Here is a 22755-nt window from a genome sequence, read left to right on the forward strand (position 1 = left end):
ATGAGGGAATACCTTCTGCCCAAGAAGGACTACCGCGTCCTGTTCGTCATAGGGAAAGGCGGCGTGGGAAAGACCACGACTTCCGCTTCCATAGCCGTTGCGCTGGCTGAAAAGAGGTACAAAACGCTCATCGTCTCACTTGATCCGGCTCACAACCTCGGCGACGTCTTCATGACTAAGCTGGGTGACAGGCCGAAGAAGCTTGCCGAGAACCTCTACGCGAGTGAGCTCGACATGGAGAAGCTCATCAAGGGCTACCTTGAACACCTGGAGAAAAACCTAAAGCACACCTACCGCTATCTGACCGTCATAAACCTCGATAAGTACTTCGAGGTTCTGAGGTACTCACCGGGGATAGAGGAGTACGCCACGCTTGAAGCCATAAGGGACATCCTAATGAAAGGGGACGAGTGGGATGTGATAGTCTTCGACACCCCGCCCACCGGCCTCACACTCCGCGTTCTGGCGCTCCCCAAGATATCCCTTATCTGGGCGGACAAACTCATAGACGTCAGGAGGAAAATATTGGAGAAGCGCGCCGCCATAGCCAACATCCAGGGGCCGTTAAAGTTCAAGGCGGGTGAGGAAGAGGCTGAGCTGCCCACGGAGGAGAGCAGGGATGAGGTAATGAACGAGCTCAAAAAATACCGCTCAGAGGTCCAGTTCGTCGATGGCGTTATAACTGACCCCGAGAAGACGAGCGTCGTTGCGGTGATGAACCCCGAGGCACTGCCCCTGTACGAGACCATCAGGGCAAGGGATACACTGAAGAAATTCAGGGTTCCGTTCAGGCTCATCGTTGTGAACAAGGTTATCAACGTGTCCGGAGAAATCCCCGAGCTGAAGGTGAAGCTCGATGCCCAGAAGAAGGTGCTGGAGCAGATAAAGGGAGAGTTCCGTGGGGTAGAAGTACTCAAAATCCCCATGTTCGCGGAGGAGCCCCGGGGCATGGAGTGGCTTAAGAGGCTTGGGGGAATGATAGTTGGGGATTGAGGAAGAGGCAATCAAACGGCTGAGGAACGTAAAAGATCCTGTAACGGAGGAGAACATAGTGGATCTGGGTATGGTCGTCTCGATCGTTGAGGATGAGGATGGAGTAAGACTTTACCTCGACCTCTCCAGGGGGACCCACGGGCCTTTTATGGATGCACTCACCTGGCCTGTCCGGGCCAAGATAGTGAGGGACGCGGTTGCAGTTCTCTCGGATTTGGGAAAGGTTGAAATACTTGACGCGAAGAGCTTCCAGAGGTACTATCCGGAGGATGATTGAGATGGACAATCAGTTGCTGATGGCAATTATAATCTTCTTGGCTGGAATCGCAACGCTTCAGTACTTCAGGGGCAGGAAGCTCAACCTCCTCCTGATGCAGCACTACATAAGGTCAGTAAAGGACGTGGTAAAGCCGGAGGACGAGATTTACACCTGGCTTGGCGGTTACATCGGATTCAGAGCGGAGTACAAGATAAACCGCGACAACCTGAGAAAGCTCGAGTACACACTCACTCTCCTCCCGAGGCATAGCCTCCTCTACTTTCCGATATCACTGCTCACCAGCAGGCACGACAAGCTCTACTTTGTTTTCAAGCCATTTGCCCAGATAAAGAGGGAAGCCCATCTCATCCAGAAGGGTTACTATCGGCTCAAGCCCGACATCGAGAACGCCGACCTCCTGCAGAGGGAGGAGATAGAGATATCCGGGAAGAAATACGAGGCCCTCTTTGAGAAGAGGAGGGACATGGAAAAGCTCAAATCGCTCATTGAAAGCATGTCAACGCCCCGAAATATCAAGCACGTGGCACTGACCCCAAAGACCAACGTCCTCTACATCCAGATGAAGCCAGAGCCCGAGACCATTGAGGAAGATGTCAGGAAGATGGTGGAGTTCATCAACAGGGAGATAAAGGAGAGCCCGTTTTCTCAATGACTCATCTCCCCCTTTCCATTGAGAAAACGTTAAATCCTCTTCTCATTTATTCTATGGCCAGGGGATTGTCGTGGAGGTCTACAAGGCCAAGTTTGGAACCCCTGAAAGGGGTTGGGTTGTGCTCGTCCACGGTCTTGGGGAGCACAGCGGAAGATATGGAAAGCTGATAGGGATGCTGAACGAAGCCGGCTTCGCTGTCTACACTTTTGACTGGCCCGGACACGGGAAAAGCCCGGGCAAGAGGGGGCACACGAGCGTCGAGGAGGCTATGGAAATAATCGATTCCATAATTGCAGAATTAGGTGAAAACCCCTTTCTCTTCGGCCACAGCCTCGGCGGTTTGACGGTTGTAAGGTACGCCGAGACGAGGCCCGACAAAATCAGGGGTGTAGTAGCTTCTTCGCCCGCCCTCGCCAAGAGCCCTGAAACGCCGGGCTTCATGGTGGCTCTGGCGAAGTTCCTCGGGAGGGTTGCTCCAGGCCTGACGCTCTCTAACGGCATAAAGCCCGAACTCCTCTCAAGGAACCCAGAGGCCGTTAAGGCCTACGTGGAAGACCCGCTTGTCCACGACAGAATCTCGTCGAAGCTTGGGAGGAGTATCTTCGAGAACATGGAGAAGGCCCACAGAGAGGCAGAGAGAATAAAAGTCCCGGTTCTGCTCCTCGTTGGGACTGGGGATGTTATCACTCCCCCAGAAGGCTCAAGGAGGCTCTTCGAGGAGCTCAAGGTAGAAGACAAAGAGCTAAAGGAGTTCCCAGGAGCTTACCACGAGATATTTGAGGACCCCGAGTGGGGGAAGGCCTTACATAAGAAAATAATTGAGTGGTTGCTGGAGCACTCTGGAGCTTAGATGTTCTCCCTTCTATCTATTATGTGCTCCAGCTCTGGTCCGGTCTTTATTAATGCAACTGGAACTCCTGTCCTTTCTTCTATTTCTTCCACGAACTCCTTTGCCTTCTTTGGGAGCTTATCGTAGTCAGTGACGCCGAAAGCCCCTTTGTCGTACTTGTCGAGCATTGTCAAAGCGAGCATAGTAGCGCCGTTGATTCTGGCAGAATAGCGGGCAAACTCGAAGTCAAACCAACCAACGCGGCGCCTCCTTCCGGTCACTGTACCATACTCAATGAGACCCATCCTTTCAGCCTCTTCTTCGCTCATCTCCGTCGGGAACGGGCCAGCTCCAACCCTAGTCGGAAAGCTCTTGAAGACGACGATAACATCGTCCACCCTCGTAGGCCCGATTCCAACGTCGCTCGCGATGGCTGAGGCCGTTGTGTCCTTTGATGTCACGTAGGGGTAGGTCCCGTAGTAGAGGCTCAGCCCGAAGCCCTGGGTTCCCTCAACGAGAACGAGCTTACCCTCATCCAGGGCGTCGTTGACCTCAGCGGCAACGTCTGTAAGGTAGGGTTCAAGCTCCGGGATGTCTTTGGCAAGTTTTGCCCTTCTCATTACCCTGTCCGCGTTCGCCGGCCCGCAACCGCTGCCGGTCGTTCCTATCTTTTCGTGGAGGTGGCCGTTCGTCCTGTCAAGCTGTTTGTGCTTCTCCTCGATTATCGCACAGCGGTAGTCAATGCCGACCCTCTCGGCAACTTTGAACTCCTGCAGATGCTCAAGTTCGTGGAAAAACACTTCGGGGTCGACTAGAACGCCGGCACCAACTAAAAGCCGCGCCTTCGTCTGCATGAAGCCCGTTGGAAGCTGCCTCACCGCGTACTTCCTGCCGTCTATAAAAACGCTGTGCCCTGCGTTCGTTCCGACGCCGCCGCGCGCTATAACGTCCGGTTTGTCCTTCAGGGCAAGGTACGCTATGACTGAGCCCTTGCCCTCGTCTCCCCATTGACCGCCAACAACAATGTAGCTCGGCATGGCTCCTTACCCATGTTTAAGTCAAGAGGGGGCTTATAACGGTTTCGAATTAAACAAAAATCTGTCAATAAGACTCCCACAGACCGGCAAAAGGTTAAAACCCGTGACAAAAACCAAAGGTGGAGGGGGAACATGAGGAACAAGCTGGTGGTTGTCACGGGCGGTGCGGGCTTCATAGGCTCCCATATAGCCTGGGAGCTGGTCAGGGACAACGATGTAATCATAATCGACAGCCTCTACACCGGAAAGGAGGAGAACGTCCCGCCCGGGGCGAAGCTGGTAAAGGCGGACATAAGGGACTACGAGGCGATAGCCGAGCTGATAAGCAACGCGGACTACGTCTTCCACGAGGCTGCACAGGTAAGCGTCGTCGAGAGCGTTCGCGATCCGATCTTTACCGAGGAGGTCAATGTCGTAGGGACGCTCAACATCCTCAAAGCCCTTCTTGAGGGCCACGGGAAGCTGATATTTGCCTCTTCTGCGGCAGTTTATGGGGACAACCCAAACCTACCACTTAAAGAAACGGAGAGACCGAGGCCTCTCTCGCCCTACGGTGTGACCAAGGCCACTGCTGAGGAGTACCTCAGGGTCTTCCACGAGCTCTACGGTTTACCCGTTGTGGCCCTCCGCTACTTCAACGTCTTCGGGCCAAGACAGAGTGCCAATCAGTACGCTGGAGTTATAAGCATCTTCATAAACCGGGCCCTGGCTGGGGAGCCCCTTGTCATCTTCGGCGACGGGAAGCAGACGCGCGATTTCATCTACGTCAAGGACGTCGTTAAGGCAAACATTCTCGCCGCAGAGAGCAGGAAGGCCAACGGCAGGGTTTTCAACGTGGCAACGGGTAAGCAGACGAGCATCCTGGAGCTGGCGACCAAGGTAATCGAGATAACCGGCGCCAGCACCTCGATAATCTTCGATAAGCCGAGACCCGGCGACATAAGGCACAGCCTCGCGGACATAAGCGAGATCCGGAAGCTTGGCTTCGAACCCGAGTGGCCGCTGGAAGAGGGACTCAAGAAGACGGTGGAGTGGTACGCTAGGACCCATTCTCAGCAGGAGTGAAGTTGGAAACTAGTTTCTTTTATTCTTTTATTCTCTCTTCCGTGCTGTTGCTTATCTGAATCGACAGTGCACTGTTAGAAGACACTTCAGGGGGATCGGTAGCCGGAGACAATCCTTTTTGTCGCGGGCAAGCGCTGTTTAAGCCCTGGATATATAGGGGTGAAACTGCTCCAGCAGGTGACAGGGCCACCGAAGAGGAAGCGTTTGCAGTGGTCGAGGGTTGCGGGTGGAAGACGAGTTTTAAAAAGTTCTCCTCGGTTACTCGGGCTCCAGCCCACAAAAATAGGCATGAGAGAAGGGGATCAATTCTTCACGCTGAAGCCCATCGCCTGCCTCTGCTGGAGCTCCTGAGCTTTCTGGGCGAGCTCCCCGAGCTGGGCCTCCAGTTTCTTAAGACCGTCCTGGGTTTTGGCGATCGCCTCTTCGTACTCTCTAATCCTGGCGTCGATGTATGCTATGGCATCGTCGAGGCTCTTCTCGACGGCATAGCCTGCCCCAACGCTGACGATGGCGTTTTCCTTGTCAACTATGACCCCCTTAAGGAACGAGCCCGCGCCGATCGGCACGAGAATCTCCGGCTTCTCGTCCTCGACCTTCTTGAGTTCCTCGAGCGTCTCCTTAACAGCCTGGAACTCGTTCCTTCCGAGGGTGAGGAGCTCAAGGTTTTGGGCCAGGAGCTGGGCCTGGGCCTGCAGGAGCTGGTACTCGTAAGCGAGCCTCTCAAGCTGTTCGTTCGTCTCCGCCATTTCACACCACCGGAACCACTTGGAGAGGGAGCTTTTAAGGTTTGGGTTAGAGAAGGGAGGAGAAAGTCAGCCGATTATCTCCCCTTTTATCCTCTCGGCTATCTCCCTGAGAGCTTTGGCCGCCTTTGACTCGGGGAACGCCTCGACCACCGGCTTCAGCATCACCATGCTCTCTGGAATGGCCCTATCGTAGGGCACCTCGCCGAGTATCGGGATACCCTCTGCCTCAGCCCACTCTCTCAGCTTTGTAAAGCCTGGGTTGATGTCTGCCTTGTTGATTATGAGATAGGCCGGCTCCCTGAAGTGCTGGACGACTTTATAAGCCCTCTGAACGTCGCTCAGCGATGCTGGAGTGGGCTCTGCTATTAGTATCGCGACGTCTGCTCCTCCAAGGCTTGCTATCACCTGACAGCCGATTCCAGCGGCGGAGTCAACGACCATGTGCTCCAGGTTGAGCTCCTCCATTATCTTCTTTGCCCACTCCTTCTCCTCCGTGACTAGCTTCCCACTCTCCGGCCTGCCAACGTCGAGCTGGGCGGAGATTATCGGGAAGCCGTACTTGGTGGTGGCTTTCCTCACGACGCCCGAGCGCACCTCTTCGAGGGCTATGGTTCCCGGGACAGGGCAGACCAGGCCGCAGACGTTGCAGCCCTCGCAGGTTAGCTCGTTAACCACGTAGTTGCCCTCATCGTCGATGTAGATGCTGTCGTAGGGGCAGCGCTCCATACAGATGCCGCACCTTATGCAGCTCTCGGTGTTTATCCTGGCAACCTTCGCACCTATGTGCTCCCGCTCCTCCTCCCACTCGATGACCCCGAGGAGTAGACCGAGGTTTGGCGCTTCCGCGTCGGCATCGACCGCGATGAGTTTATACTCGTCCTTGAGGAAGTAGAGGAGCGAGGCCGTTATCGTGCTCTTTCCAACGCCGCCCTTACCGCTCGCTATTGCTATCTGCATCACTCACCACCCCCGATGAACTTGAGAACCCTCTCAGCGAGCCCTTCAAAGATTTCCGCCTCGGGATAGTTCGTCAGGACTATCGGCTTCCCCTCGACGTAGCTCTTCACGATGTTCTCGCTGTAGGGTATCTCCGCGACCACTTCAGCACCGTACTTTTTGGCTAACTCGTAGACCTTCTCCTTCTCGCCGAGGTCGGCCCTGTTGATGACCACCCACGTGGGCATCTCCATTAGCTTTCCAAGCTCGAGGATGAGCTCGGTGTCGTGGATTCCGAGGGGAGTGGGCTCGGTGACCGCTATGAGCAGGTCAGAGAACTCGACGGCCTTCGAAACGGTGTTTCCGGTCCCTGCAGCAGTATCGATGAAGAGGAGCCCCTTCCTCACTTCCAGTGCCTTCTTCTTGGCGGCTACAACCAGAGGCATCGAGCGCTCCTCCCCTTCCCTCAGCTTTCCGGTGACGAGGGTGAACCCGTAGGGGGTCGGTGTGATGTATGTGTGGCCGATGAGCCTCTGACCTTCGAGTATCGCCCCCGGCACCGGGCAGACTATCTCGCACGCGCGGCAGCCTGAACAGAGGTTTGGCATGAGGAACGGTGTCCCGTCCTTCAAGGTGATTATGGCGTGCTCCTCGCAGACCTCGGCGCACTTCCTGCACTTGGTGCACTTCGAGTAGTCAAAGCGCGGCATGAACTGCACCACCGGCTCCTCGTTAGCGAGTTCAACCCCGAGGAGAAGGTGGTCGTTTGGAGCCTCGACGTCGAGGTCAGCAAAAGTAAGCTCCGTTCCAAGCTGTTTGAGCGCAATTGCAAGGTTTACAGCAACAGTTGACTTTCCAGTTCCTCCCTTTCCACCGCTCACGGCTATCTGCAAGCTCTCACCTCCGGAATTAGGCTAACCTAAAAGCTTTTAAGCTTTGTGCATACGCTCAAAACGGTGGTAACATGAGGTGCCTGAAGGTCGCGTTTGGAATGGAGGACGATGAACACCTCATAGATGCCCACTACGGCGACTCGGAGTTCTTCGCGATTTATGAAGTCTGCGAAGACGGTAGCGTTAAACTCCTGGAAAAGAGGCCGAATAAAGCTAAGGACTTCGAAGAGGAACATGACGAGGGCCACGGCAACCCGCGGAAGTTCAAAGCCGTTGTCAGCCAGCTCCTCGACGTTGACGTCCTTGCGGCGTTCAGGATGGGCCCGAACTTTCTCAGAATAAGGGACAAAACCAACAAGGTGGCTTTCTTTACCAGAACTAGGGACCTAAAGCTCGCCCTCCAGAGGATTGTTGAGAACTTCGACGAGCTGTGGGAGCAGGTGCAGGAGAAGAAGAGAGCCATCGAAAAGCCGATCGTCGAGGAGTGACCATCCACTTCACTTTATTTGACCCGCGCTAGAGGGGAAACTTCCCATCCCAAAGGTGCCGCCCATGAAGTTCTGGGGAATTGTGCCAAAGGTAGCTGTTCTCTCCGCCCCGTACGCGGCGGCCGCTTTTTATTTAAACGGCCGATTTAACGCGACTTCTATTCAGCTTGTTAAGCCGGGTATCTTCCTGATGGCAATCGGCGTAGTCCTGTGGCTTCTCTGCTACCTGGAAGTTTCAAGGGCCCACGCGAGGGGCGAACTCCTGACCACGGGGTGCTACTCAATGGTCAGACACCCGATATACTCGATCTGGGGCTTCCTAATCCTTCCCGGCTTCTCGCTCGTAGTCGGTGGCTTTATGCTCGCTCTCCCAATCGTCTATTGATTATCCGTTCTTGTCTTCATAGGCGAAGAGGAACAGGCGTTGGAGGAGAGGTTCGGCGATGAGTGGAGGAAATACGCGGAAAGAACTGGCAGGTTTCTTCGCGCCGAGCCGGCTGTTAGACCTCCACAACATACTTCCTGTTCCCCTCTTCAAATCCCCTGAAGGAGCCTAGCTTCAAGCCCAAAAGGGCCTTTTCGATATCAACCACCTTCATAGCGGCGAGGTGCGTTACCCCAGTGCCCTTCAAAAACTCTGGCAAAAGCTGGCCCGTCGGGCCCGTCAGCACGAAGAGCCTCGCCCTCTTAGCCCTCTCGAGGAGCATGTCTATTGTGCCGTTAACAAGACAGCTCGCGCTCGCTATAACGGCGTCCATCTCGGGAAGGAGGTGGTACTCAAGGGCATCGCTGTAGGTGTCCCTGTCCCAGAGCTTGGCGTTCCTCTCGAAGACGAAGACTTCAAAGTCCCTCTCGCGCAGTTTCTTTGCGAGCGGTGGCATGTTGCCTATCAAAGCCACTCTGCCAGCATCTTCCGACAGAAGCTCAAGCACGTCAACCCACTCGGCGTTGCTAAGGTCTATGTGGTACTGCGAGACCGCGTTGATTGCTGCCAATCCCAAAGTGCGCTCGATGGCGTTCAGGCTGTCGGCCCTCTCGATGAACGCTTTGAGGGAAGGCTCGCTTATCGAGTTCCTGTATCTCTGCACTTCCTCTGGAAGGGTCATCGCAACTCCCAAGGCTTTTCCTTCTGGGCCTTCAGCCAAAACCCACGTGTAGGGCAGTGCGAAGCCGAAATCCACCAGCTCAAGTCCCTCGGCCAGTTTCAGGGCCTCTTTCTTTATCCTTGAGAGCAGCATAACCATCACTTCACGGCCTTTATAACCACAAAGCTCCCCTCACCGTAGCCGGGCTTAGCGGGTTCTACTTCTTTTATCTCGTCAAGCCTGTGGAAGAGAGTCTGAACGATCTCAAACTTTCTAAATCCAACCTTTTTGAGCAGTTCGAGGAGTTCTTCCGTAGAAAAGAACCTCGCGTCCCTGTAAAAGACGCTCTCCCCCCTGTGCTCTTCGTAGTATCTTCCTATCAGGCTGTTTCTATCAACGAAGCCTATTATTAGGGCCCCACTCGGTTTCAGCACGCGGTAGGCCTCGCGCAGGGCCTTTTCGGGGTCGTCAACGAAGCAAATCGTCGTGACCATCAGAAGGTAGTCAAGGCTCTCATCGGTAAAAGGAAGGTTTTCCGCAACGCCTTCAATGACCTCTATGCCTCGCTTCCTCGCTATCTCTGCCATCGCTTTGGAGGGCTCGACTCCAAGCTTTATTCCGAGCGGTGCCGCAAAGCGACCAGTCCCCACGCCTATCTCGGCTCCTTTTCCCTCCTTTGGCAAAAGCGTCCTGACGGCTTCAAGCTCCGAGAGGTAAGCATAGCGGTGCCTCTCAAACCAGTTCTCATAGCGGTCGCGGTGCTTCTCGAAGGGCTCCACCTTGGGCATTACCATCCCCACCTCTCGATAGGCTTTGTCCCTTATCACCTTTGGGGCAGGAAACGTTTATACGCTTTTAGGTTAACCTAATCCCGGTGGTGGTATGATAGCCTTTGGGCCAGTTCCTTCGAGAAGGCTCGGGAAGAGCCTTGGGGTAAACAACATTCCCGATAAGGTCTGCTCCTTCGCCTGCGTCTACTGCCAGATTGGAAAGACCATAAGGATGGAACTTGAGAGGAGGCCCTTTTACGAGCCTGAGCTAATATTTAAGGAGGTCAGAAAGAAAGTCGAAGAGGCCAGAGAACGGGGCGAGAGGATAGATTACATAACCTTCGTCCCCGATGGTGAACCGACGCTTGACGCAAACCTCGGAAGGGAGGCCGAGCTGTTGAAAACGCTCGGAATTCCGCTCGCGATACTCACCAACTCCTCCCTGATCTGGCGCGAGGACGTGAGGGAAGACCTCCTCAAGTTCGACTTTGTTTCCCTCAAGGTCGATGCCGTCAGCGAGAACCTATGGCGGAGAATCGACAGACCCCACAAGAGCCTGAGCCTTGAGAGAATCCTCGAGGGAATGCTTGAGTTCAGGAAGACCTTCAGGGGGAAAGTGGTCACCGAAACAATGCTGATTGATGGTATAGACTACGGCAACGAGTTTGAGGAAATAGCGGAATTCTTAGCTGAACTTAAGCCCGATGTTGCTTATATAGCGATCCCGACAAGGCCCCCGGCCGAGGGGTGGGTTAAACCTGCTGGGGAAGATGTGATAAACCATGCCTTCCAGACCTTTGTCGAGAAGCTTGGAGAAGACCGCGTTGAGTACCTGATAGGCTATGAAGGCAACGCCTTCGCCTTCACCGGCAACGTTGAGAATGATTTATTGAGCATCACCTCGGTTCACCCGATGAGGGAAGACGCCGTTGATGAGTTTCTCCGAAAAGCCAACGCCGACTGGAGCGTTGTTGAGAGGCTTTTAAGGGAAGGAAAGCTCATAGAGCTCGAATACAACGGGAAGAAGTTCTATATGAGACGGCTGAAGAGCAGGGAGTAGCCCCGCGTCCCCTCAAGATTGTTAGGTGAACCGAAAACTTTAAATCTTGTGCATATGCACAAAATAATGAATGAGAAAACGGAGGTGGTTGGTATGAGGATCGCAATCCCAACCAACGGTGGGGGACTTAACGACACGGTTGCGCCCGTGTTCGCGCGCGCTCCTGCGTTTTACATAGCGGACGTTGACGAGAATGGAAACGTAATCAGCGAGAAGGTCATCCAGAACGGAGCGGCCATGGCCGGCGGTGGAGCCGGCCCGATGGCGGTTCAGACACTCATCAACGAGGGAGTTGAGGCTATAGTGGCACCACAGGTCGGCCCGAACGCCCTTGGAGCCATACAGGCCGCGGGCATAAGGCTCTACCAGGTTGCACCCGGAACGCCTGTTGAGGAAGCCATAAAGGCCGTCACCAGCGGAAGCGTTGGACAGTTCACGGCGCCAACACCGGCCGCACCCGTTGTCCCATCAACCCCAACGACTCCAGCTCCAGCGTACGGCCCGTATCCAACTGCGCCGGCTTACCCGCCATACCCGGCCTATGGCTACGGCCCCAGAGGCCGCGGAAGAGGTGGAAGAGGCCGCGGCTGGGGCCGTGGATGGGGCAGAGGTGGCAGAGGCTGGGGAGCGAGGCTCGGCTACTGCCCGTGGACCGGCCAGCCAAGCAGGAGGGCCTGGCTCGCCAGGTTCTTCGGCTGGTGGTGAAGCCCCCTCTGGCTTCTTGCCCTTTTATTTTGGAGCATGAATTATAAAGGAGGAAAAGCCATGCCACGGGGAATGGGAAGAGGTTACGGAAGGGGACGCGGGTTCTACCCGCTCGGAGGGGCCTACGGAATCATTGAGCTGCTGATACTCGTAGGTATACTCTACTTCCTGATCAAGCTTTTCCTGGTGGCTCTCCCGTACGCCCTCGGCCTGCTGGTGCTCCTCATAATCAGGGAGCTCATCCGGCCGCGCCCGAGAACCTGGTTCAGACCATTCTGAGCTTATGCAAACTTTTTTAAGTTCGGTTTTCCTAATTTCAGCGGAGGTGGTTATGATGAGGATAATCGTTTCAACCGTTAATGGGGGTCTCGACGATAGGGTGAACCCAGCGTTCGGGAGGACCCCAACCTTCACGATAGTCGATGTCGAGAACGGGGAGATAGTGAACGTCCAGGTGCTCCCCAACCCCGGCTACTCCCAACCAAGGGGCGCCGGAGTTACAGCGGCCCAGTTCGCCATCGATCAGGGCGCAGATGTTGTCATAGCAGGCCAGTTCGGCCCCAACTCCTACGGCGTCCTCCAGGCGGCCGGGATAAGGATGGTCTCCGCGCCGGCAAACATGACCGTCCGCGAGGCCGTTGAGGCCTTCCTCCGCGGAGAGCTTTCAGGCCCGGTCATGGGTCCCGAAGGTGGTGGAATGGGCCGCGGAAGAGGAGCCGGCGGTGGAATGGGAAGAGGCCACGGTAGAGGCAGGGGCGGCTGGTAAGCTCTCCCATCACAACCCTTTAAATCAGATCTACACGCGCCATAGTGGCGTGCACTACAACGCCCCATTCTCCCTGACCAGAAGGGTTCTGGCAAAGGCCGGAGCCGATGTAATACTCATCTCGCGGAGCGAGGAGAAACTGAGGAAGGAGAGGGAGACGATAAGGCCAAGAGCGATGTGGAAGTTAACTACATCGTTGCAGACCTGACGAAGCGCGAAGACCTTGAAAGAATGGTGAAAGAGCTTGAAAACATCGGTGAGCCAGATATTTTCTTCTCCACCGGTGGGCCAAAGCCAGGCTACTTCATGGTGATGAGCATAGAGGACTGGAAGGCGCCGTAAAGCTCCTCCGAGTGTCCACCAAGGAAGAAGCAAAAGTCCCCACTTTCGTAGGGGTGAAACCTTAAAATACCTTGAAGGGTAAGAACGAACGGGTGCCGTGATATGGTTCGTGGTGTGATTCCTGATCAAACTACAATAAAGCGTTCTGAGATGCTGGCAAAGGAAAAGACCGAGCGCTACAAGCACGAAGCTAGAGAAGTAAATGATTATTCAAAGCTTGAGACGGCAATAGTGCTTGTGCTTGGGATAATCGTCATCGGCTTTGTAATATTCGTGCTAAGTCACTACCTGTGAGGGATTCATTTCCCGCAACAGTCCTGAAGGGCAACCTTATTATAATCTGTGACAAAACCTTCTGAGGTGATACCATGGCGATTATGAGGCTCTGGCACGGGAGGGTGCCGAGGGAGAAGGGCGACGCATACGAGCGCTTTTTGATAGAGAGGGCCGTTCCCGACTACAGCTCCGTTGATGGCCTTCTAAAGCTCTACTTCACAAGGCGGGACGAGGAAAAGGAGACCCACTTCCTCCTGGTGACCATATGGGACTCGTGGGAGTCAATCAAGAAGTTCGCTGGCGAGAACCCCGAGCTGGCCAAATACTACCCCGAGGACGACGACTTCCTCATCGAAAAGGAAAAGTACGTCCAGCACTACGAGATCTTCTACGAGAAGTGAAGGTTTTAATACTCCCTTCCAACTTTTAATTGGTGATGCCCATGAGACGATCCCAGTTCTGGGCGGGGCTAATTGCACCTTTGATTGCCTACTCAGGAATACTAACCGCGATATACGTCAACCGCTCTTGGTGGAGGCTTACCGACAACGCGATAAGCGACCTCGGAAAGGTTGGCCTCCAGCACAACTGGCTCCTCAACGTCCCACTGGTCCTTACGGCCGTTCTAGCCATTTACTACGCGGCGGGACTGCTTGAAAAGGCCAGAAACAAAGTAGAAAAGATTGGGATATGGGTCTTTATAGCGGGCTTCGTTTTCCTGGCCCTGATAGGCATCTTCCCGGAGGGAACTTCGCCGCACTACTACGTCAGCTGGGGCTTCTTTCTGACGGCGAGCCTTGGGCTGCTTATAGCGGGTGTAGGAATGGGTCTCGCCGGAGAAAGGGAAATGCTCTACTTTACGGTGGCTCTCTTCGTCCTGGCTTGGATTCTCACCATCTGGGCGATGAGGACCTTCAAAGGGGTCGCCATCCCTGAGTTCATTGGAGCTATTGCAATAACGGTCTGGCACTATGCTATACTTCTAAAGATCAAGCCCGACCAATAGCTTCAGATTCCCTCAGAGTCCCACAGCACCAGCCCATTTTCCTGTTTTTTCCGCTCCAGGGGTTCTCCAAGAAGCTCCTGGATAAAGACCTCCGCCACAAATACCGCTCCCTTTATGAGGTGTCCACCGAAGACGTCGCCGTTTGCGTTCCCGAGGGTAACGTGGAGGTGTGCGAAGGGCTTGCCGTCCTTAATGCTTATGTTTCCGAGTAGGGTTAGCAGTTCGAACGTTCCAACGAGCTCTATTTTCTTGTAGGATTTGGTCTCCTCAGAGTAATAACCGACGACAGGGTTCCTAAGCGAGCCAATGCCCTTGACAATTGCCGTGTTTATCCCATTCTTTTCGGCAAAACTGTTCACAAACTCAAGCAGGTCAACACCTTCAGGGGCCCTCATCAGGAAGACTTTACCCGGCTTGAACTCCATAGTCCCACCTCAAAACTAATAAAACAGTCCCCCTTTAACGCTTTGGGTGGTTTAATGAGAGTTAAAGAGGCAATAATGGCAATACTCCCCGAGCTTGAAGAGTTGGGGGAAGTTGAATTCGGACAATACTCACCTCCATATCCCAACCTTTTATTTGCCTTCCTGGGAAGTGGAAAAAGGGGCCTCCCAGAATTCGAGAGGTTCGCGGAAAAAACTGTAGGCAAGGACGCCGTTGGACAGATCTTGCTCTCGCTCCTCCAGTACCTTCTAATCCGCTACCGCCGCTATGGGGAGTATTCCGTCGTCAAACCCACAATCAAGGTGTTCCTAACCCTAAATGGGTGGCTCAACGAAAAGGGCTTCGAGAGTGAGTGGAAGCTCCTCCTCCACAACTTCATAGGTTACCTTGTGGACATGGCAGCAAAAATTGAGGAAAGAGAAGACTGCGAAACCGCGCTGTCGTATCTGACCGTTGTTTACAGACTGACCAAAGAAGCCAGTGAAGACTTCACCGAAGAGTACTTCAGAAAGCTCTCAGAGACAGTCGGGGAGAAACTAGACTCCCTCCGCGAAAGTTGTGGAGAGATAGGGCATAAGTTCAAAAAGGACGCTCAGGGCTGTTAAGACCTTTCCAGGGCTACTTCAGCATAGCTCCTCGGGTCCTCCCATACCTTAACCCTTATCTTTCTTACGTTGTCCCCTGCTTTCTCGGCTATCTTCTCCGCGAACCACTCGGCTATGTATTCAGCTGTAACGTTTGGCTTGTTGAGAACTACCGCCTCGTTTTCAGGGAGTTCTATCCTCTTCCCGTTCTTCTCGATGACGAGCCTTCCGCCCCCGCTCTCCGCCACCCAGTTCTCACTCACAAGGATCCTGTGGTCGAGGAGCTTCACGAGGTTGCTGAGGTGGTTGAAGTCGAATATCATGCCGTTTTCGTTCAGGTCGCCCCATATCTCCACGTCAACGTTGTAGGTGTGGCCGTGGATCCTGAGGCACTTGCTCTCGTAGGGCAGGGCAAGAAAGTGTGAGCTGTCAAAGTCCTTGTGCCAGCCTATCTTTCTCTCGGAGATTCTAAACGCCATCTTTCTCACCAAGTCAACTTGGAGTGGAAGGGTTATAACCGTTACTGGGCGGATTCGTGAAGGCAAGGGGGAAGGAAAACCTATAAAAAGGCCACCGTAGGGTATCCGATAGCCATGCCAAGGGGAATGGGACAGGGCTGGGGCCGCGGAAGGGGCAGAAAAAGGAAGATGAGGATGATAGGCTTCATTCCTCAGGTTAGGCATTTCTATCCAGCACTGCCGCCCCTCGGACAGCCGAAGCCACCCATCTTCATGACGTACGAGGAGTTTGAGGCCCTTAGACTTGTCGATTACGAGGGTTTAACCCAGGAAGAGGCGGCAAAGAGGATGGGAGTCTCACGCGGCACCGTATGGAGGGCCCTCAGCTCCGCCAGAAAGAAAGTGGCCCAAATGATCGTCGAAGGCAGGGAGCTCGTGATCCTCCCGCAGGGCAACGAGGTTCTCAAGGAGACCACAAACGACGGGAAATGAGTACTTGAATCTCAGAATTATGCGCCGATAGTTGTTCTTTGGACGAGTGAAGCCGTTGTGGCCCGCAATCGATTTTTAGGTTCCCCTAATTCCATGTCGGATTGTATCTCTCGAATTTTTGAGTGAATTGTAACTCTTTTAAAAAGTTATTCAGATAAAGATATAAAACGTTAAAATATAACCATGAATTAAAATTTTAAACGTTAAAATTTTAGTTTTTAATATAACTTCAGAAATATAATTGAAAACAAAAATACTCTTTAAATAGGTAAAAAATTCAAAAAACCTACTATTCCAGGAAATAAATTTTTGTCAAAATGTGCACAAACAGGCACCTAGTGGCCTTTAAAGCGGACCATCAGAGGATGTCGAGGAGAACAGACAATCCACTCATAGACCCGATCCCGATCACACAGACCAAAAATGAATTACAACTAAAGGTGTTATTTGGGTGGGTGTGGGGGGCTGCAGGGGTTGTATGCCAGAGCCTCTGGGGAAAGCCCTGAAAGTCACAGAAAACTCCAGTTACTGGACCCCCATAGAGAGAAGCACCCTCCTGCCGAGTGGACAGTTCTATGAATCAGTGCATGCAAGCACCAGCAGGCGACGCTTCATGACCCTGCTCACACAGGGCATGTGAGCACGAGATCGCCAAAGGCTGCGTGCTGAAATCCTAGTCAAGAAAGAGGGCAGTATGAGGAGAGCCAATGTGGCACATCTTCCGAGGCGGATAGCCGCGGGGATTAATTACGCTTACATATAGTTTTTGCATACTTGCAATATGCGTATTTCAGGGGGCGCCCCAGTTAAATGAGCAACTTTGTACGTAAGAATTAGATATAAGGCACATTATATCTAATTCTCGCGAACATAAAAGTACATTAAATCGGGAGGAGGTGAACGCAAGCTCGAAAGCTGATTGCAGTAATTCTGACTATCTAAGCCGCAACCTCTTGTCATGACTTAGAAGACCACACTTGCAAAGAGCCAGCAGGTGGTAAATCAGTGTCCCATTAGCTTGAGGTGAACCCTCGTGTCTTTGTGTCAACGCCAAAACAGTGCAGGTGGGCAACATCTCCCGTGTGAAGGGAAGATATTATAAATCGCTGCCGATGACTGGAATATAAAAAGATTAACTCAGTTTGTGATGTTGAGAGTTAGTCTCTGGTATAGGTCACAGACAGGGAACTAGTAAAGGGGTCTAGTAAAATGCCGCTGACTCGGCCAGTCGGTAGAGGATCCAGGAAGTATTAACACACTGGAGCCGAGGGAATACATTAACGTGCAATCTCAGCATTCACACATAGTTTTGTCTTGAGGTACTCGTTAGACATCTTATCGGCACACACCAACCACATCATGACCACCTTTAATTGTAACCCAATTTTGCGATAAAGATGCCGGCTCTCACAGTTCAAAAGCCAGTATCCTGAAAAGTTCAAGTGTTCCTTATTTTGGACACCCTGAACGGGGTTCTTCATCCGAATAATTATATGCATTGTACGAATATTACTATCAAAAACAGTTGAAAAATAGAAAATGCTAATATTATCAGTAGTGATTTTAACATATCCAAATCCATATAATATAGTTAATGTTCAGAAGTTGTATTGACAGCGGCTTATTAAGATGTGTAGAAATAGATTCATTAAAAGTAATTCCATCAAAATCTCAAGAAGTCAAAAATCATTGAAAATTCTGAGAGTCGATCCGCACATGAATGTAGAATGAGTAAAAGAGAAGGAAAAGGCTAGAAAAAGATATTAAAGCCCTTAACTATCTTCTTCGCGCTCTTTCCCCTCTATGAAAGCAATTACACTATCCACTATCTGCGGCGCCAGCCCAATGTAGTTCTCAGGCTTTAGGGAGGCTATATCATCATCGCTGAGGAACTTCCTAACTTCCTCGCTCTCCTTTACGACCTCGAGGAGGTCCCTCCCCTCGCGGAAGGCCTTCATAGCTAATCTCCTCACGAGTTCATGCGCCTCCTGCCTCCCCATGCCCTTCTCAGCGAGCTTGAGCATCAGTGGTTCGGCCATTATCAGGTTGTTCGTCATGTAAAGGTTGCGCTCTATGTTCTCGGGGAAGAACTCAAGGCCGCTAAGAACCTTTATGGTGTTCTTCAGCATCTCGTCAATGAGAACGAAGCTCTCAGGAAGGATAACTCTCTCAACAGAGGAATTGGTCAAGTCCCTCTCATGCCAGAGCGGGTTGTTCAGCAAAGCGGGGATCACGTTGGAATAGAGGACTCTGGCAAGGCCACTCACCTTCTCGCTCCTTATGGGGTTCCTCTTGTGGGGCATCGTTGAGGAGCCTACCTGCTTCTCACCAAAGGGCTCACTGACCTCCAGGATTTCAGTTCTCTGGAGGTTTCTAATTTCGAGGGCGATCTTGTCGAGGGTGGAAGCGACGAGGGCCAGGAAGGCCATCAGCTCTGCGTAAACGTCCCTCTGGATTATCTGGTTGCTTATCCTCGCTGGCTTGAGTCCGAGGTCTTCCATGACCAGTCTTTGTATCTCGAGTCCCTTCTCCCCGAAGCTCGCCATAGTTCCGACTGCGCCACTCATCTGGCCTACGAGAACTCTCTCCTTGAGTTCGTTGAGCCTGTCGATGTGCCTCTGAACCTCGTCGAGCCATATTGCGAACTTCATTCCATAAGTGGTCGGAACGGCGTGCTGTCCGTGGGTTCTGCCAATGCAGACGGTGTACTTGTGCTCCTTTGCGAGTTTTTTCAGAACGGAGCGGAGTTCTTTCAAGTCCCTCTCGACTATTTCAAGGCTCTCCTTTATGAGGAGTGCGTTGGCGGTGTCTATTATGTCGTTTGAGGTGGCGCCGAGGTGGACGTACTTCCCGTGCTCGCCACAGACCTCGCTTAAAGCTTTGACGACTGCCATTATGTCGTGGTGTATCTCGGCCTCTATCTCCTTGACACGCTCAAGTTTGACCCACTCCGTGTTAGCCCTCTCGGAGATGACGCGGGCGCTCTCCTCCGGGATGTTACCGAGCTTTGCGTGGGCTCTCGCTAAAGCCGCCTCAACGTCGAGAAGCTTCTGGAGTTTGTTCTCCTCGTCCCATATGCGGCGCATCTCTTCGCTTCCGTAGCGGTAGTCAATCGGATGAACGGCCATTTTTATCACCATTATCCTGTCAATATTTTAGATATTAAACCTTTTCTTTAACGTTTAAATGTTAAACTGCTCCCTCCCGATTCTGGAGCCTCCATCAGAGGAACAGAGAAACCGAAAAGTATTTAACCCTATCCCGGCGATAGCCTAACGACAAAACTTCCGGAGGTGCCAGAAATGGCTGAGGAGCACGTTGTCTACATCGGAAAGAAGCCGGTTATGAACTACGTCCTGGCCGTTATAACCCAGTTCAACGAGGGTGCCAAGGAGGTCACCGTGAAGGCTCGCGGTAGGGCTATCAGCAGGGCCGTTGACGTCGCCGAGATCGTCAGGAACAGGTTCCTCCCAGAGGTCAGGGTCAAGGAGATCAAGATCGGCACCGAGGAGCTTCCGACTGCCGATGGCAGGACCGCCAACACCTCGACCATCGAGATCGTTCTCGAGAAGCCGTGAATTGATTAAATCCCTTTCCTTTTCCTTCGCCCTTCTGGACGCTTCAAGTTGGGTTGAAGCTGTGAAAAGCTTTAATACACGCCAGGCGTATCCTTCTTAGGTGGCGCGCTTGGACTACGAAACAATAGATATACACGACGAGAGGGCGAAAGAACTCGCCCAGATTCTAGTGAACGACAAGGCAATAGCTATACTCCATCTCATAGAGGAGCGCGCGCTCTCGATAAGCGAGATCTCCCGGGAACTGAACCTGCCGATTTCTACCGTTTCGTACCATATAGACAGGATGCTCAACGTGGGGCTCGTTGAGGTGGCAGGCAAGAAGTACGGGAAAAGGCTCCAAGAGGTCAAGCTCTACAGGGCGTCAAACAAGCCCATTCTTCTGATTCCCCGGAAAAGCATGGCCAAAGTCAAGAAGAAAACCATTATGGGCTTTGAGAAGCTGCACGTCATAAGCCTTGGACTGGCCGGTCTGGTTGCGGCGGGAGTTTACGCGGCCGCGAGGGGGATCTTGGCCCCAATGAGTGGCGGCTCGCCCGAGGAGGTGTCTTCTTCTGCGGGCAACATTACCATAATGTCGACTCCAGAGAGAGCCATCGTTCCAACGGCAACCAACACGAGTACCTCTGCAATCTTCCAGTCCACCAGTGAAACGCTGAGTTCAGCCTCGTCCCATCCAATCGTATGGGCCCATCCGACCATTATGTCAGCAGGTCTGGCCGTTGTGGCCTTCATCTTAACGTTTCTCCTTGTTTCGTACATTTTGAAGCGCCGGGGATGAAGAAAGGTTTTTAAGTTTCTTTCCCAACCCTCGTTGGCGAGGTGGTAAAATGGCACCGAGAATAGCCGTGGGTCAAGTGGTTAAAAGGAAGGCAGTGATCGTCAAGCCGGACGATACAGTTCACAGGGTTGCCAGGATTCTCTCACGAAACAAGGTGGGCAGTGCGGTCGTCGTTAAAGACGACGAGATTGTTGGAATAATAACAGACAGAGACATCCTCGACAAGGTTGTGGCCAGGGGAAGGGACCCCAAGACCGTCAAAGTAGAGGAAGTCATGACCAAAAACCCGATAACCATCGAGGATGACTACGAGGTTCAGGACGCCATCGACAAGATGATGGATAAGGGCATTAGGAGGCTCCTCGTTACCAGACTAGGAAAGCCCGTCGGATTCGTGACTGCGGCTGATCTGCTGGCAGCGCTTAACACGTACAACCACGAGGAAGAGGAGGAAAGCGAGGGGGAGACCGAGGTCTACGGCATCTGCGAGATCTGCGGGCAGTACGGACCTCTCTACAAGGTTTACATCGAGGGAGGAGAAAAGTGGATATGCGAGAGCTGCAAGGATTCACTCAACCTCTGATTCCCTTCAGCTCTTTCATAATTCTATCGAGGATTATTCCGAACTCCGCGTTTCTGTTCTCAAAGCTTAACGCGTGAATCTCTCCCAGTGGCCGGAACTTGTCTACCATCTTTCTGTGGACGACTGCCAGAAGGGGCTTCTCCGACTTCAGGACTTCCCCAACAACCCTGGCAAACTCGTCGCTCTTGTATTCCATTGGGCCGATTTCGTCGATGACAATGAGGTCGGCCTCGACCAAAGCGCGTTTTATGGCGGGAACGGCGACGCGTTCAATCTCATCGACGTGGACGACGTACTTCCCGAAGGGAACTCCGGGCAGGTGGGAGGTTCCCCTGATGCTAGCAAGAGTCCCCTCTTCACCTGTGTCGAGGGTGATTATCTTGAACCCGACGCGCCTCCCGCCCCTGCGCACTTCCTGCGTTATCATTCCGCCGACGATGTAGCCCCAGCGGTCAACTTCTTTGGCTACCCTCTCGACGAGGGTTGTCTTCCCGACACCTGCGGGGCCGGTCACGAATATCCTCAGCACCATTTGGCTCACCGAAGGAGCTTTAAGTTCTTCCCTTAAACCCTTTGGGGTGGTACCATGGAGCTGAGGTACGAGCCAGAGGAACTCACGAGGCTCCCGAGGAGCGTTCGCTACGAGAAAGGAAAGGTCATCATGATCGACCAGACTCTCTTGCCAAGGGAGTTCAGGACGATAGAGCTGACGACCGTTGACCAGGTTGCAGAGGCGATAGTCACGATGAAGGTCCGCGGTGCGCCCGCCATCGGCGCCTCGGCGGCCTTCGGTCTCGCACTCTACGCCGATACAACCAAAGCCAAGACCAAGGAAGAGTTCATGGACGGCTTTTATTCGGCCTATGAAAGACTCAAGAACACGAGGCCGACCGCTGTGAACCTCTTCTGGGCGCTCAATAGGATTAAGAAGCTTGTAGAGGAGAACCTTGAGAGTCCTCTCGACGAGATAAAGAGGCTCATCGTTAATGAAGCGCAAAAGATAGCCGACGAGGACGTTGAGGCCAACCTCAGGATGGGCCACTATGGGGCGGAGGTTCTGCCGGAGGGGAACGTTCTAACCCACTGCAACGCCGGAAGCTTGGCGACCGTTCAGCTTGGAACCGTTGGGGCCGTGTTGAGGGTTATGCACCGCGATGGGACACTTAAGCTCCTGTGGGTGGATGAGACGAGGCCCGTCCTCCAGGGTGCCCGGTTGAGCGCCTGGGAGTACCACTACGACGGCATTCCCCTCAAGCTGATAACCGACAACATGGCCGGCTTTGTCATGCAGCAGGGCAAGGTCGATGCCATAATAGTCGGCGCCGACAGGATTGTAGCGAACGGCGACTTCGCCAACAAGATAGGAACCTACAGTTTGGCAGTGCTCGCGAAAGAGCACGGGATACCGTTCTTCACAGTAGCACCGCTTTCAACGATAGACATGAGCCTCAAGAGCGGGAAGGAGATACCCATAGAAGAGCGCAAGCCGGAGGAAGTCCTCACCTGTGGCGGCTGTAAGATCGCTCCCGATGTGGACGTCTACAATCCAGCGTTCGACGTCACGCCGCACAAGTACCTAACCGGAATAATCACGGATCAGGGCGTCGTGTGGCCGCCGTTTGAGAGGAATTTGAAGAGGCTGTTCAAGGAGCAACCTTGAGGTTTTCTTTCTCTGCCACTTTTTTCAACCTATCGTCAAACGTTACAAAGAGGCTCAGGTCGTCTTTTATTTTCAATGCAGAGGCGAGTTGAAGAGAATCGAAGGTTTTAAGGCCGTGTCTGAGAACAAGTGTTGTAGCCAAACTCAGAGTATCGCTCGTTAAGGGACGATAACGTAGTTCTCCAAGTCCAGGTAGAATCTTTCGAGAACCCATTCGAGCTTTGAACGGGTTATATACCCGCTCAA

General features: G+C 53.1%; 33 protein-coding genes. 22 read left to right on the forward strand and 11 right to left on the reverse strand.

Going from position 1 to position 22755, the window contains the following annotated elements; translation table 11 throughout:
* From A3L08_RS08455 to A3L08_RS08470, 4 genes are all read left to right on the forward strand, one after another.
* Complete coding sequence (locus tag A3L08_RS08455) at window positions 1–993, forward strand: ArsA family ATPase (protein ID WP_088854594.1); 993 nt, start codon at window positions 1–3, stop codon at window positions 991–993.
* On the forward strand, window positions 983–1270 hold the full coding sequence (locus A3L08_RS08460) for an iron-sulfur cluster assembly protein (protein ID WP_088854595.1): 288 nt from the start codon (window positions 983–985) through the stop codon (window positions 1268–1270). Before A3L08_RS08455 ends, A3L08_RS08460 begins: the two co-directional genes overlap by 11 nt.
* Before the next feature lies 1 nt (window position 1271).
* The gene (locus A3L08_RS08465; RefSeq protein WP_088854596.1) at window positions 1272–1925 is read left to right on the forward strand and encodes a hypothetical protein; all 654 of its coding nucleotides are present in this window, start codon (window positions 1272–1274) and stop codon (window positions 1923–1925) included.
* A 70-nt stretch (window positions 1926–1995) separates the two neighbouring features.
* Window positions 1996–2775, forward strand: a complete 780-nt coding sequence (locus tag A3L08_RS08470; protein ID WP_198362112.1) for an alpha/beta hydrolase — start codon at window positions 1996–1998, stop codon at window positions 2773–2775.
* On the opposite strand, the gene A3L08_RS08475 is transcribed toward A3L08_RS08470, so the two are convergent.
* Window positions 2772–3791, reverse strand: coding sequence for an adenylosuccinate synthetase (locus tag A3L08_RS08475; protein WP_088854598.1), 1020 nt, complete (start codon window positions 3789–3791; stop codon window positions 2772–2774). The genes A3L08_RS08470 and A3L08_RS08475 overlap by 4 nt on opposite strands.
* Before the next feature lie 132 nt (window positions 3792–3923).
* Between A3L08_RS08475 and A3L08_RS08480 the strand changes: the two genes are divergently transcribed.
* The gene (locus A3L08_RS08480) at window positions 3924–4856 is read left to right on the forward strand and encodes an SDR family oxidoreductase (RefSeq protein ID WP_088854599.1); all 933 of its coding nucleotides are present in this window, start codon (window positions 3924–3926) and stop codon (window positions 4854–4856) included.
* Window positions 4857–5158: 302 nt separating this feature from the next.
* On the opposite strand, the gene pfdA is transcribed toward A3L08_RS08480, so the two are convergent.
* From pfdA to A3L08_RS08495, 3 genes are all read right to left on the reverse strand, one after another.
* Window positions 5159–5602: a prefoldin subunit alpha gene (pfdA, locus tag A3L08_RS08485; RefSeq protein WP_088854600.1), complete on the reverse strand. Its 444-nt coding sequence runs from the start codon at window positions 5600–5602 to the stop codon at window positions 5159–5161.
* Window positions 5603–5668: 66 nt separating this feature from the next.
* Window positions 5669–6559 carry a nucleotide-binding protein gene (locus A3L08_RS08490; RefSeq protein ID WP_088854601.1) on the reverse strand — a complete coding sequence of 297 codons (891 nt, stop codon included), beginning with the start codon at window positions 6557–6559 and terminating at the stop codon, window positions 5669–5671.
* Complete coding sequence (locus A3L08_RS08495; protein WP_088854602.1) at window positions 6559–7431, reverse strand: P-loop NTPase; 873 nt, start codon at window positions 7429–7431, stop codon at window positions 6559–6561. Before A3L08_RS08495 ends, A3L08_RS08490 begins: the two co-directional genes overlap by 1 nt.
* Window positions 7432–7502: 71 nt before the next feature.
* On the opposite strand from A3L08_RS08495, the gene A3L08_RS08500 reads away from it, so the two are divergent.
* Entirely contained in the window at window positions 7503–7919 is a 417-nt protein-coding gene (locus tag A3L08_RS08500; RefSeq protein ID WP_088854603.1) for a NifB/NifX family molybdenum-iron cluster-binding protein, read from the forward strand.
* 64 nt (window positions 7920–7983) lie between these two features.
* Complete coding sequence (locus A3L08_RS08505) at window positions 7984–8304, forward strand: isoprenylcysteine carboxylmethyltransferase family protein (protein WP_232461715.1); 321 nt, start codon at window positions 7984–7986, stop codon at window positions 8302–8304.
* Window positions 8305–8419: 115 nt separating this feature from the next.
* Here the strand turns inward: A3L08_RS08505 and A3L08_RS08510 are convergent, their stop codons facing one another.
* Together A3L08_RS08510 and A3L08_RS08515 are read right to left on the reverse strand one after the other, a co-directional pair.
* Window positions 8420–9157, reverse strand: coding sequence for a Rossmann-like domain-containing protein (locus A3L08_RS08510; RefSeq protein WP_088854929.1), 738 nt, complete (start codon window positions 9155–9157; stop codon window positions 8420–8422).
* 5 nt (window positions 9158–9162) lie between these two features.
* Entirely contained in the window at window positions 9163–9798 is a 636-nt protein-coding gene (locus tag A3L08_RS08515) for a class I SAM-dependent methyltransferase (RefSeq protein WP_232461716.1), read from the reverse strand.
* 88 nt (window positions 9799–9886) lie between these two features.
* Here A3L08_RS08515 and A3L08_RS08520 point away from each other — a divergent pair, with 88 nt between their 5' ends.
* From A3L08_RS08520 to A3L08_RS08550, 9 genes are all read left to right on the forward strand, one after another.
* Window positions 9887–10834, forward strand: coding sequence for a radical SAM protein (locus tag A3L08_RS08520; protein WP_088854605.1), 948 nt, complete (start codon window positions 9887–9889; stop codon window positions 10832–10834).
* A gap of 93 nt (window positions 10835–10927) precedes the next feature.
* A complete protein-coding gene (locus tag A3L08_RS08525) occupies window positions 10928–11539 on the forward strand; it encodes a NifB/NifX family molybdenum-iron cluster-binding protein (RefSeq protein WP_088854930.1) in 612 nt (203 codons plus the stop codon).
* Window positions 11540–11599: 60 nt separating this feature from the next.
* A complete protein-coding gene (locus A3L08_RS08530) occupies window positions 11600–11818 on the forward strand; it encodes a hypothetical protein (protein ID WP_088854606.1) in 219 nt (72 codons plus the stop codon).
* Window positions 11819–11873: 55 nt separating this feature from the next.
* Complete coding sequence (locus A3L08_RS08535) at window positions 11874–12305, forward strand: NifB/NifX family molybdenum-iron cluster-binding protein (protein ID WP_088854607.1); 432 nt, start codon at window positions 11874–11876, stop codon at window positions 12303–12305.
* A 49-nt stretch (window positions 12306–12354) separates the two neighbouring features.
* Window positions 12355–12513, forward strand: a complete 159-nt coding sequence (locus tag A3L08_RS10310; protein ID WP_232461717.1) for a hypothetical protein — start codon at window positions 12355–12357, stop codon at window positions 12511–12513.
* Entirely contained in the window at window positions 12483–12647 is a 165-nt protein-coding gene (locus A3L08_RS10315) for a hypothetical protein (protein WP_232461718.1), read from the forward strand. Before A3L08_RS10310 ends, A3L08_RS10315 begins: the two co-directional genes overlap by 31 nt.
* 102 nt (window positions 12648–12749) lie before the next feature.
* On the forward strand, window positions 12750–12941 hold the full coding sequence (locus A3L08_RS08540; RefSeq protein ID WP_088854608.1) for a hypothetical protein: 192 nt from the start codon (window positions 12750–12752) through the stop codon (window positions 12939–12941).
* 74 nt (window positions 12942–13015) lie between these two features.
* Window positions 13016–13324 (forward strand): antibiotic biosynthesis monooxygenase, encoded by a 309-nt coding sequence (locus tag A3L08_RS08545; protein WP_088854609.1) that lies wholly within the window; start codon window positions 13016–13018, stop codon window positions 13322–13324.
* Window positions 13325–13365: 41 nt separating this feature from the next.
* Window positions 13366–13929, forward strand: coding sequence for a DUF998 domain-containing protein (locus A3L08_RS08550; RefSeq protein ID WP_088854610.1), 564 nt, complete (start codon window positions 13366–13368; stop codon window positions 13927–13929).
* A gap of 2 nt (window positions 13930–13931) precedes the next feature.
* Here the strand turns inward: A3L08_RS08550 and A3L08_RS08555 are convergent, their stop codons facing one another.
* Window positions 13932–14354 carry a PPC domain-containing DNA-binding protein gene (locus A3L08_RS08555; protein WP_088854611.1) on the reverse strand — a complete coding sequence of 141 codons (423 nt, stop codon included), beginning with the start codon at window positions 14352–14354 and terminating at the stop codon, window positions 13932–13934.
* 54 nt (window positions 14355–14408) lie between these two features.
* Here A3L08_RS08555 and A3L08_RS08560 point away from each other — a divergent pair, with 54 nt between their 5' ends.
* Complete coding sequence (locus tag A3L08_RS08560; RefSeq protein ID WP_088854612.1) at window positions 14409–14978, forward strand: hypothetical protein; 570 nt, start codon at window positions 14409–14411, stop codon at window positions 14976–14978.
* On the opposite strand, the gene A3L08_RS08565 is transcribed toward A3L08_RS08560, so the two are convergent.
* Window positions 14975–15436: a 6-pyruvoyl trahydropterin synthase family protein gene (locus A3L08_RS08565; protein WP_088854613.1), complete on the reverse strand. Its 462-nt coding sequence runs from the start codon at window positions 15434–15436 to the stop codon at window positions 14975–14977. The two genes, A3L08_RS08560 and A3L08_RS08565, sit on opposite strands and share 4 nt — an antisense overlap.
* A gap of 114 nt (window positions 15437–15550) precedes the next feature.
* Between A3L08_RS08565 and A3L08_RS08570 the strand changes: the two genes are divergently transcribed.
* On the forward strand, window positions 15551–15907 hold the full coding sequence (locus tag A3L08_RS08570; RefSeq protein ID WP_088854614.1) for a DUF134 domain-containing protein: 357 nt from the start codon (window positions 15551–15553) through the stop codon (window positions 15905–15907).
* Window positions 15908–17679: 1772 nt separating this feature from the next.
* Here A3L08_RS08570 and purB read toward each other — a convergent pair.
* The gene (gene purB, locus A3L08_RS08575) at window positions 17680–19035 is read right to left on the reverse strand and encodes an adenylosuccinate lyase (RefSeq protein ID WP_088854615.1); all 1356 of its coding nucleotides are present in this window, start codon (window positions 19033–19035) and stop codon (window positions 17680–17682) included.
* Between the two features lie 174 nt (window positions 19036–19209).
* Here purB and albA point away from each other — a divergent pair, with 174 nt between their 5' ends.
* The 3 genes from albA to A3L08_RS08590 all read left to right on the forward strand — a co-directional run bounded on the left by albA (window position 19210) and on the right by A3L08_RS08590 (window position 20849).
* The gene (gene albA / locus A3L08_RS08580; protein WP_010477671.1) at window positions 19210–19485 is read left to right on the forward strand and encodes a DNA-binding protein Alba; all 276 of its coding nucleotides are present in this window, start codon (window positions 19210–19212) and stop codon (window positions 19483–19485) included.
* A gap of 109 nt (window positions 19486–19594) precedes the next feature.
* Window positions 19595–20266, forward strand: coding sequence for an ArsR/SmtB family transcription factor (locus tag A3L08_RS08585; protein ID WP_088854616.1), 672 nt, complete (start codon window positions 19595–19597; stop codon window positions 20264–20266).
* A 49-nt stretch (window positions 20267–20315) separates the two neighbouring features.
* Window positions 20316–20849 carry a CBS domain-containing protein gene (locus tag A3L08_RS08590; RefSeq protein ID WP_088854617.1) on the forward strand — a complete coding sequence of 178 codons (534 nt, stop codon included), beginning with the start codon at window positions 20316–20318 and terminating at the stop codon, window positions 20847–20849.
* Here A3L08_RS08590 and A3L08_RS08595 read toward each other — a convergent pair.
* Window positions 20839–21381: an NTPase gene (locus tag A3L08_RS08595; RefSeq protein ID WP_088854618.1), complete on the reverse strand. Its 543-nt coding sequence runs from the start codon at window positions 21379–21381 to the stop codon at window positions 20839–20841. The genes A3L08_RS08590 and A3L08_RS08595 overlap by 11 nt on opposite strands.
* Window positions 21382–21435: 54 nt before the next feature.
* Between A3L08_RS08595 and mtnA the strand changes: the two genes are divergently transcribed.
* Complete coding sequence (gene mtnA, locus A3L08_RS08600) at window positions 21436–22509, forward strand: S-methyl-5-thioribose-1-phosphate isomerase (RefSeq protein WP_088854619.1); 1074 nt, start codon at window positions 21436–21438, stop codon at window positions 22507–22509.
* Here mtnA and A3L08_RS10320 read toward each other — a convergent pair.
* The gene (locus A3L08_RS10320; protein WP_088854620.1) at window positions 22493–22723 is read right to left on the reverse strand and encodes a type II toxin-antitoxin system VapC family toxin; all 231 of its coding nucleotides are present in this window, start codon (window positions 22721–22723) and stop codon (window positions 22493–22495) included. The two genes, mtnA and A3L08_RS10320, sit on opposite strands and share 17 nt — an antisense overlap.
* Window positions 22724–22755: the final 32 nt, after the last annotated feature.

The organism is Thermococcus pacificus (genome assembly GCF_002214485.1).
Classification (GTDB): Archaea; Methanobacteriota_B; Thermococci; order Thermococcales; family Thermococcaceae; genus Thermococcus; species Thermococcus pacificus.

Coding starts and splice junctions, on each gene's coding strand:
- A3L08_RS08560 (WP_088854612.1), top strand. CDS start 14,409: ATGAGAGTTAAAGAGGCAATAATGGCAATACTCCCCGAGCTTGAAGAG.
- A3L08_RS10320 (WP_088854620.1), bottom strand. CDS start 22,723: ATGGGTTCTCGAAAGATTCTACCTGGACTTGGAGAACTACGTTATCGT.
- pfdA (WP_088854600.1), bottom strand. CDS start 5,602: ATGGCGGAGACGAACGAACAGCTTGAGAGGCTCGCTTACGAGTACCAG.
- purB (WP_088854615.1), bottom strand. CDS start 19,035: ATGGCCGTTCATCCGATTGACTACCGCTACGGAAGCGAAGAGATGCGC.
- A3L08_RS08550 (WP_088854610.1), top strand. CDS start 13,366: ATGAGACGATCCCAGTTCTGGGCGGGGCTAATTGCACCTTTGATTGCC.
- A3L08_RS08490 (WP_088854601.1), bottom strand. CDS start 6,559: ATGCAGATAGCAATAGCGAGCGGTAAGGGCGGCGTTGGAAAGAGCACG.
- albA (WP_010477671.1), top strand. CDS start 19,210: ATGGCTGAGGAGCACGTTGTCTACATCGGAAAGAAGCCGGTTATGAAC.
- A3L08_RS08520 (WP_088854605.1), top strand. CDS start 9,887: ATGATAGCCTTTGGGCCAGTTCCTTCGAGAAGGCTCGGGAAGAGCCTT.
- A3L08_RS08465 (WP_088854596.1), top strand. CDS start 1,272: ATGGACAATCAGTTGCTGATGGCAATTATAATCTTCTTGGCTGGAATC.
- A3L08_RS08535 (WP_088854607.1), top strand. CDS start 11,874: ATGAGGATAATCGTTTCAACCGTTAATGGGGGTCTCGACGATAGGGTG.
- A3L08_RS08500 (WP_088854603.1), top strand. CDS start 7,503: ATGAGGTGCCTGAAGGTCGCGTTTGGAATGGAGGACGATGAACACCTC.
- A3L08_RS08590 (WP_088854617.1), top strand. CDS start 20,316: ATGGCACCGAGAATAGCCGTGGGTCAAGTGGTTAAAAGGAAGGCAGTG.
- A3L08_RS08565 (WP_088854613.1), bottom strand. CDS start 15,436: ATGGCGTTTAGAATCTCCGAGAGAAAGATAGGCTGGCACAAGGACTTT.
- A3L08_RS08455 (WP_088854594.1), top strand. CDS start 1: ATGAGGGAATACCTTCTGCCCAAGAAGGACTACCGCGTCCTGTTCGTC.
- A3L08_RS08540 (WP_088854608.1), top strand. CDS start 12,750: ATGGTTCGTGGTGTGATTCCTGATCAAACTACAATAAAGCGTTCTGAG.
- A3L08_RS08475 (WP_088854598.1), bottom strand. CDS start 3,791: ATGCCGAGCTACATTGTTGTTGGCGGTCAATGGGGAGACGAGGGCAAG.
- A3L08_RS08555 (WP_088854611.1), bottom strand. CDS start 14,354: ATGGAGTTCAAGCCGGGTAAAGTCTTCCTGATGAGGGCCCCTGAAGGT.
- mtnA (WP_088854619.1), top strand. CDS start 21,436: ATGGAGCTGAGGTACGAGCCAGAGGAACTCACGAGGCTCCCGAGGAGC.
- A3L08_RS08515 (WP_232461716.1), bottom strand. CDS start 9,798: ATGGTAATGCCCAAGGTGGAGCCCTTCGAGAAGCACCGCGACCGCTAT.
- A3L08_RS08510 (WP_088854929.1), bottom strand. CDS start 9,157: ATGCTGCTCTCAAGGATAAAGAAAGAGGCCCTGAAACTGGCCGAGGGA.
- A3L08_RS08545 (WP_088854609.1), top strand. CDS start 13,016: ATGGCGATTATGAGGCTCTGGCACGGGAGGGTGCCGAGGGAGAAGGGC.
- A3L08_RS08530 (WP_088854606.1), top strand. CDS start 11,600: ATGCCACGGGGAATGGGAAGAGGTTACGGAAGGGGACGCGGGTTCTAC.
- A3L08_RS08505 (WP_232461715.1), top strand. CDS start 7,984: ATGAAGTTCTGGGGAATTGTGCCAAAGGTAGCTGTTCTCTCCGCCCCG.
- A3L08_RS08525 (WP_088854930.1), top strand. CDS start 10,928: ATGAGGATCGCAATCCCAACCAACGGTGGGGGACTTAACGACACGGTT.
- A3L08_RS08480 (WP_088854599.1), top strand. CDS start 3,924: ATGAGGAACAAGCTGGTGGTTGTCACGGGCGGTGCGGGCTTCATAGGC.
- A3L08_RS08595 (WP_088854618.1), bottom strand. CDS start 21,381: ATGGTGCTGAGGATATTCGTGACCGGCCCCGCAGGTGTCGGGAAGACA.
- A3L08_RS08570 (WP_088854614.1), top strand. CDS start 15,551: ATGCCAAGGGGAATGGGACAGGGCTGGGGCCGCGGAAGGGGCAGAAAA.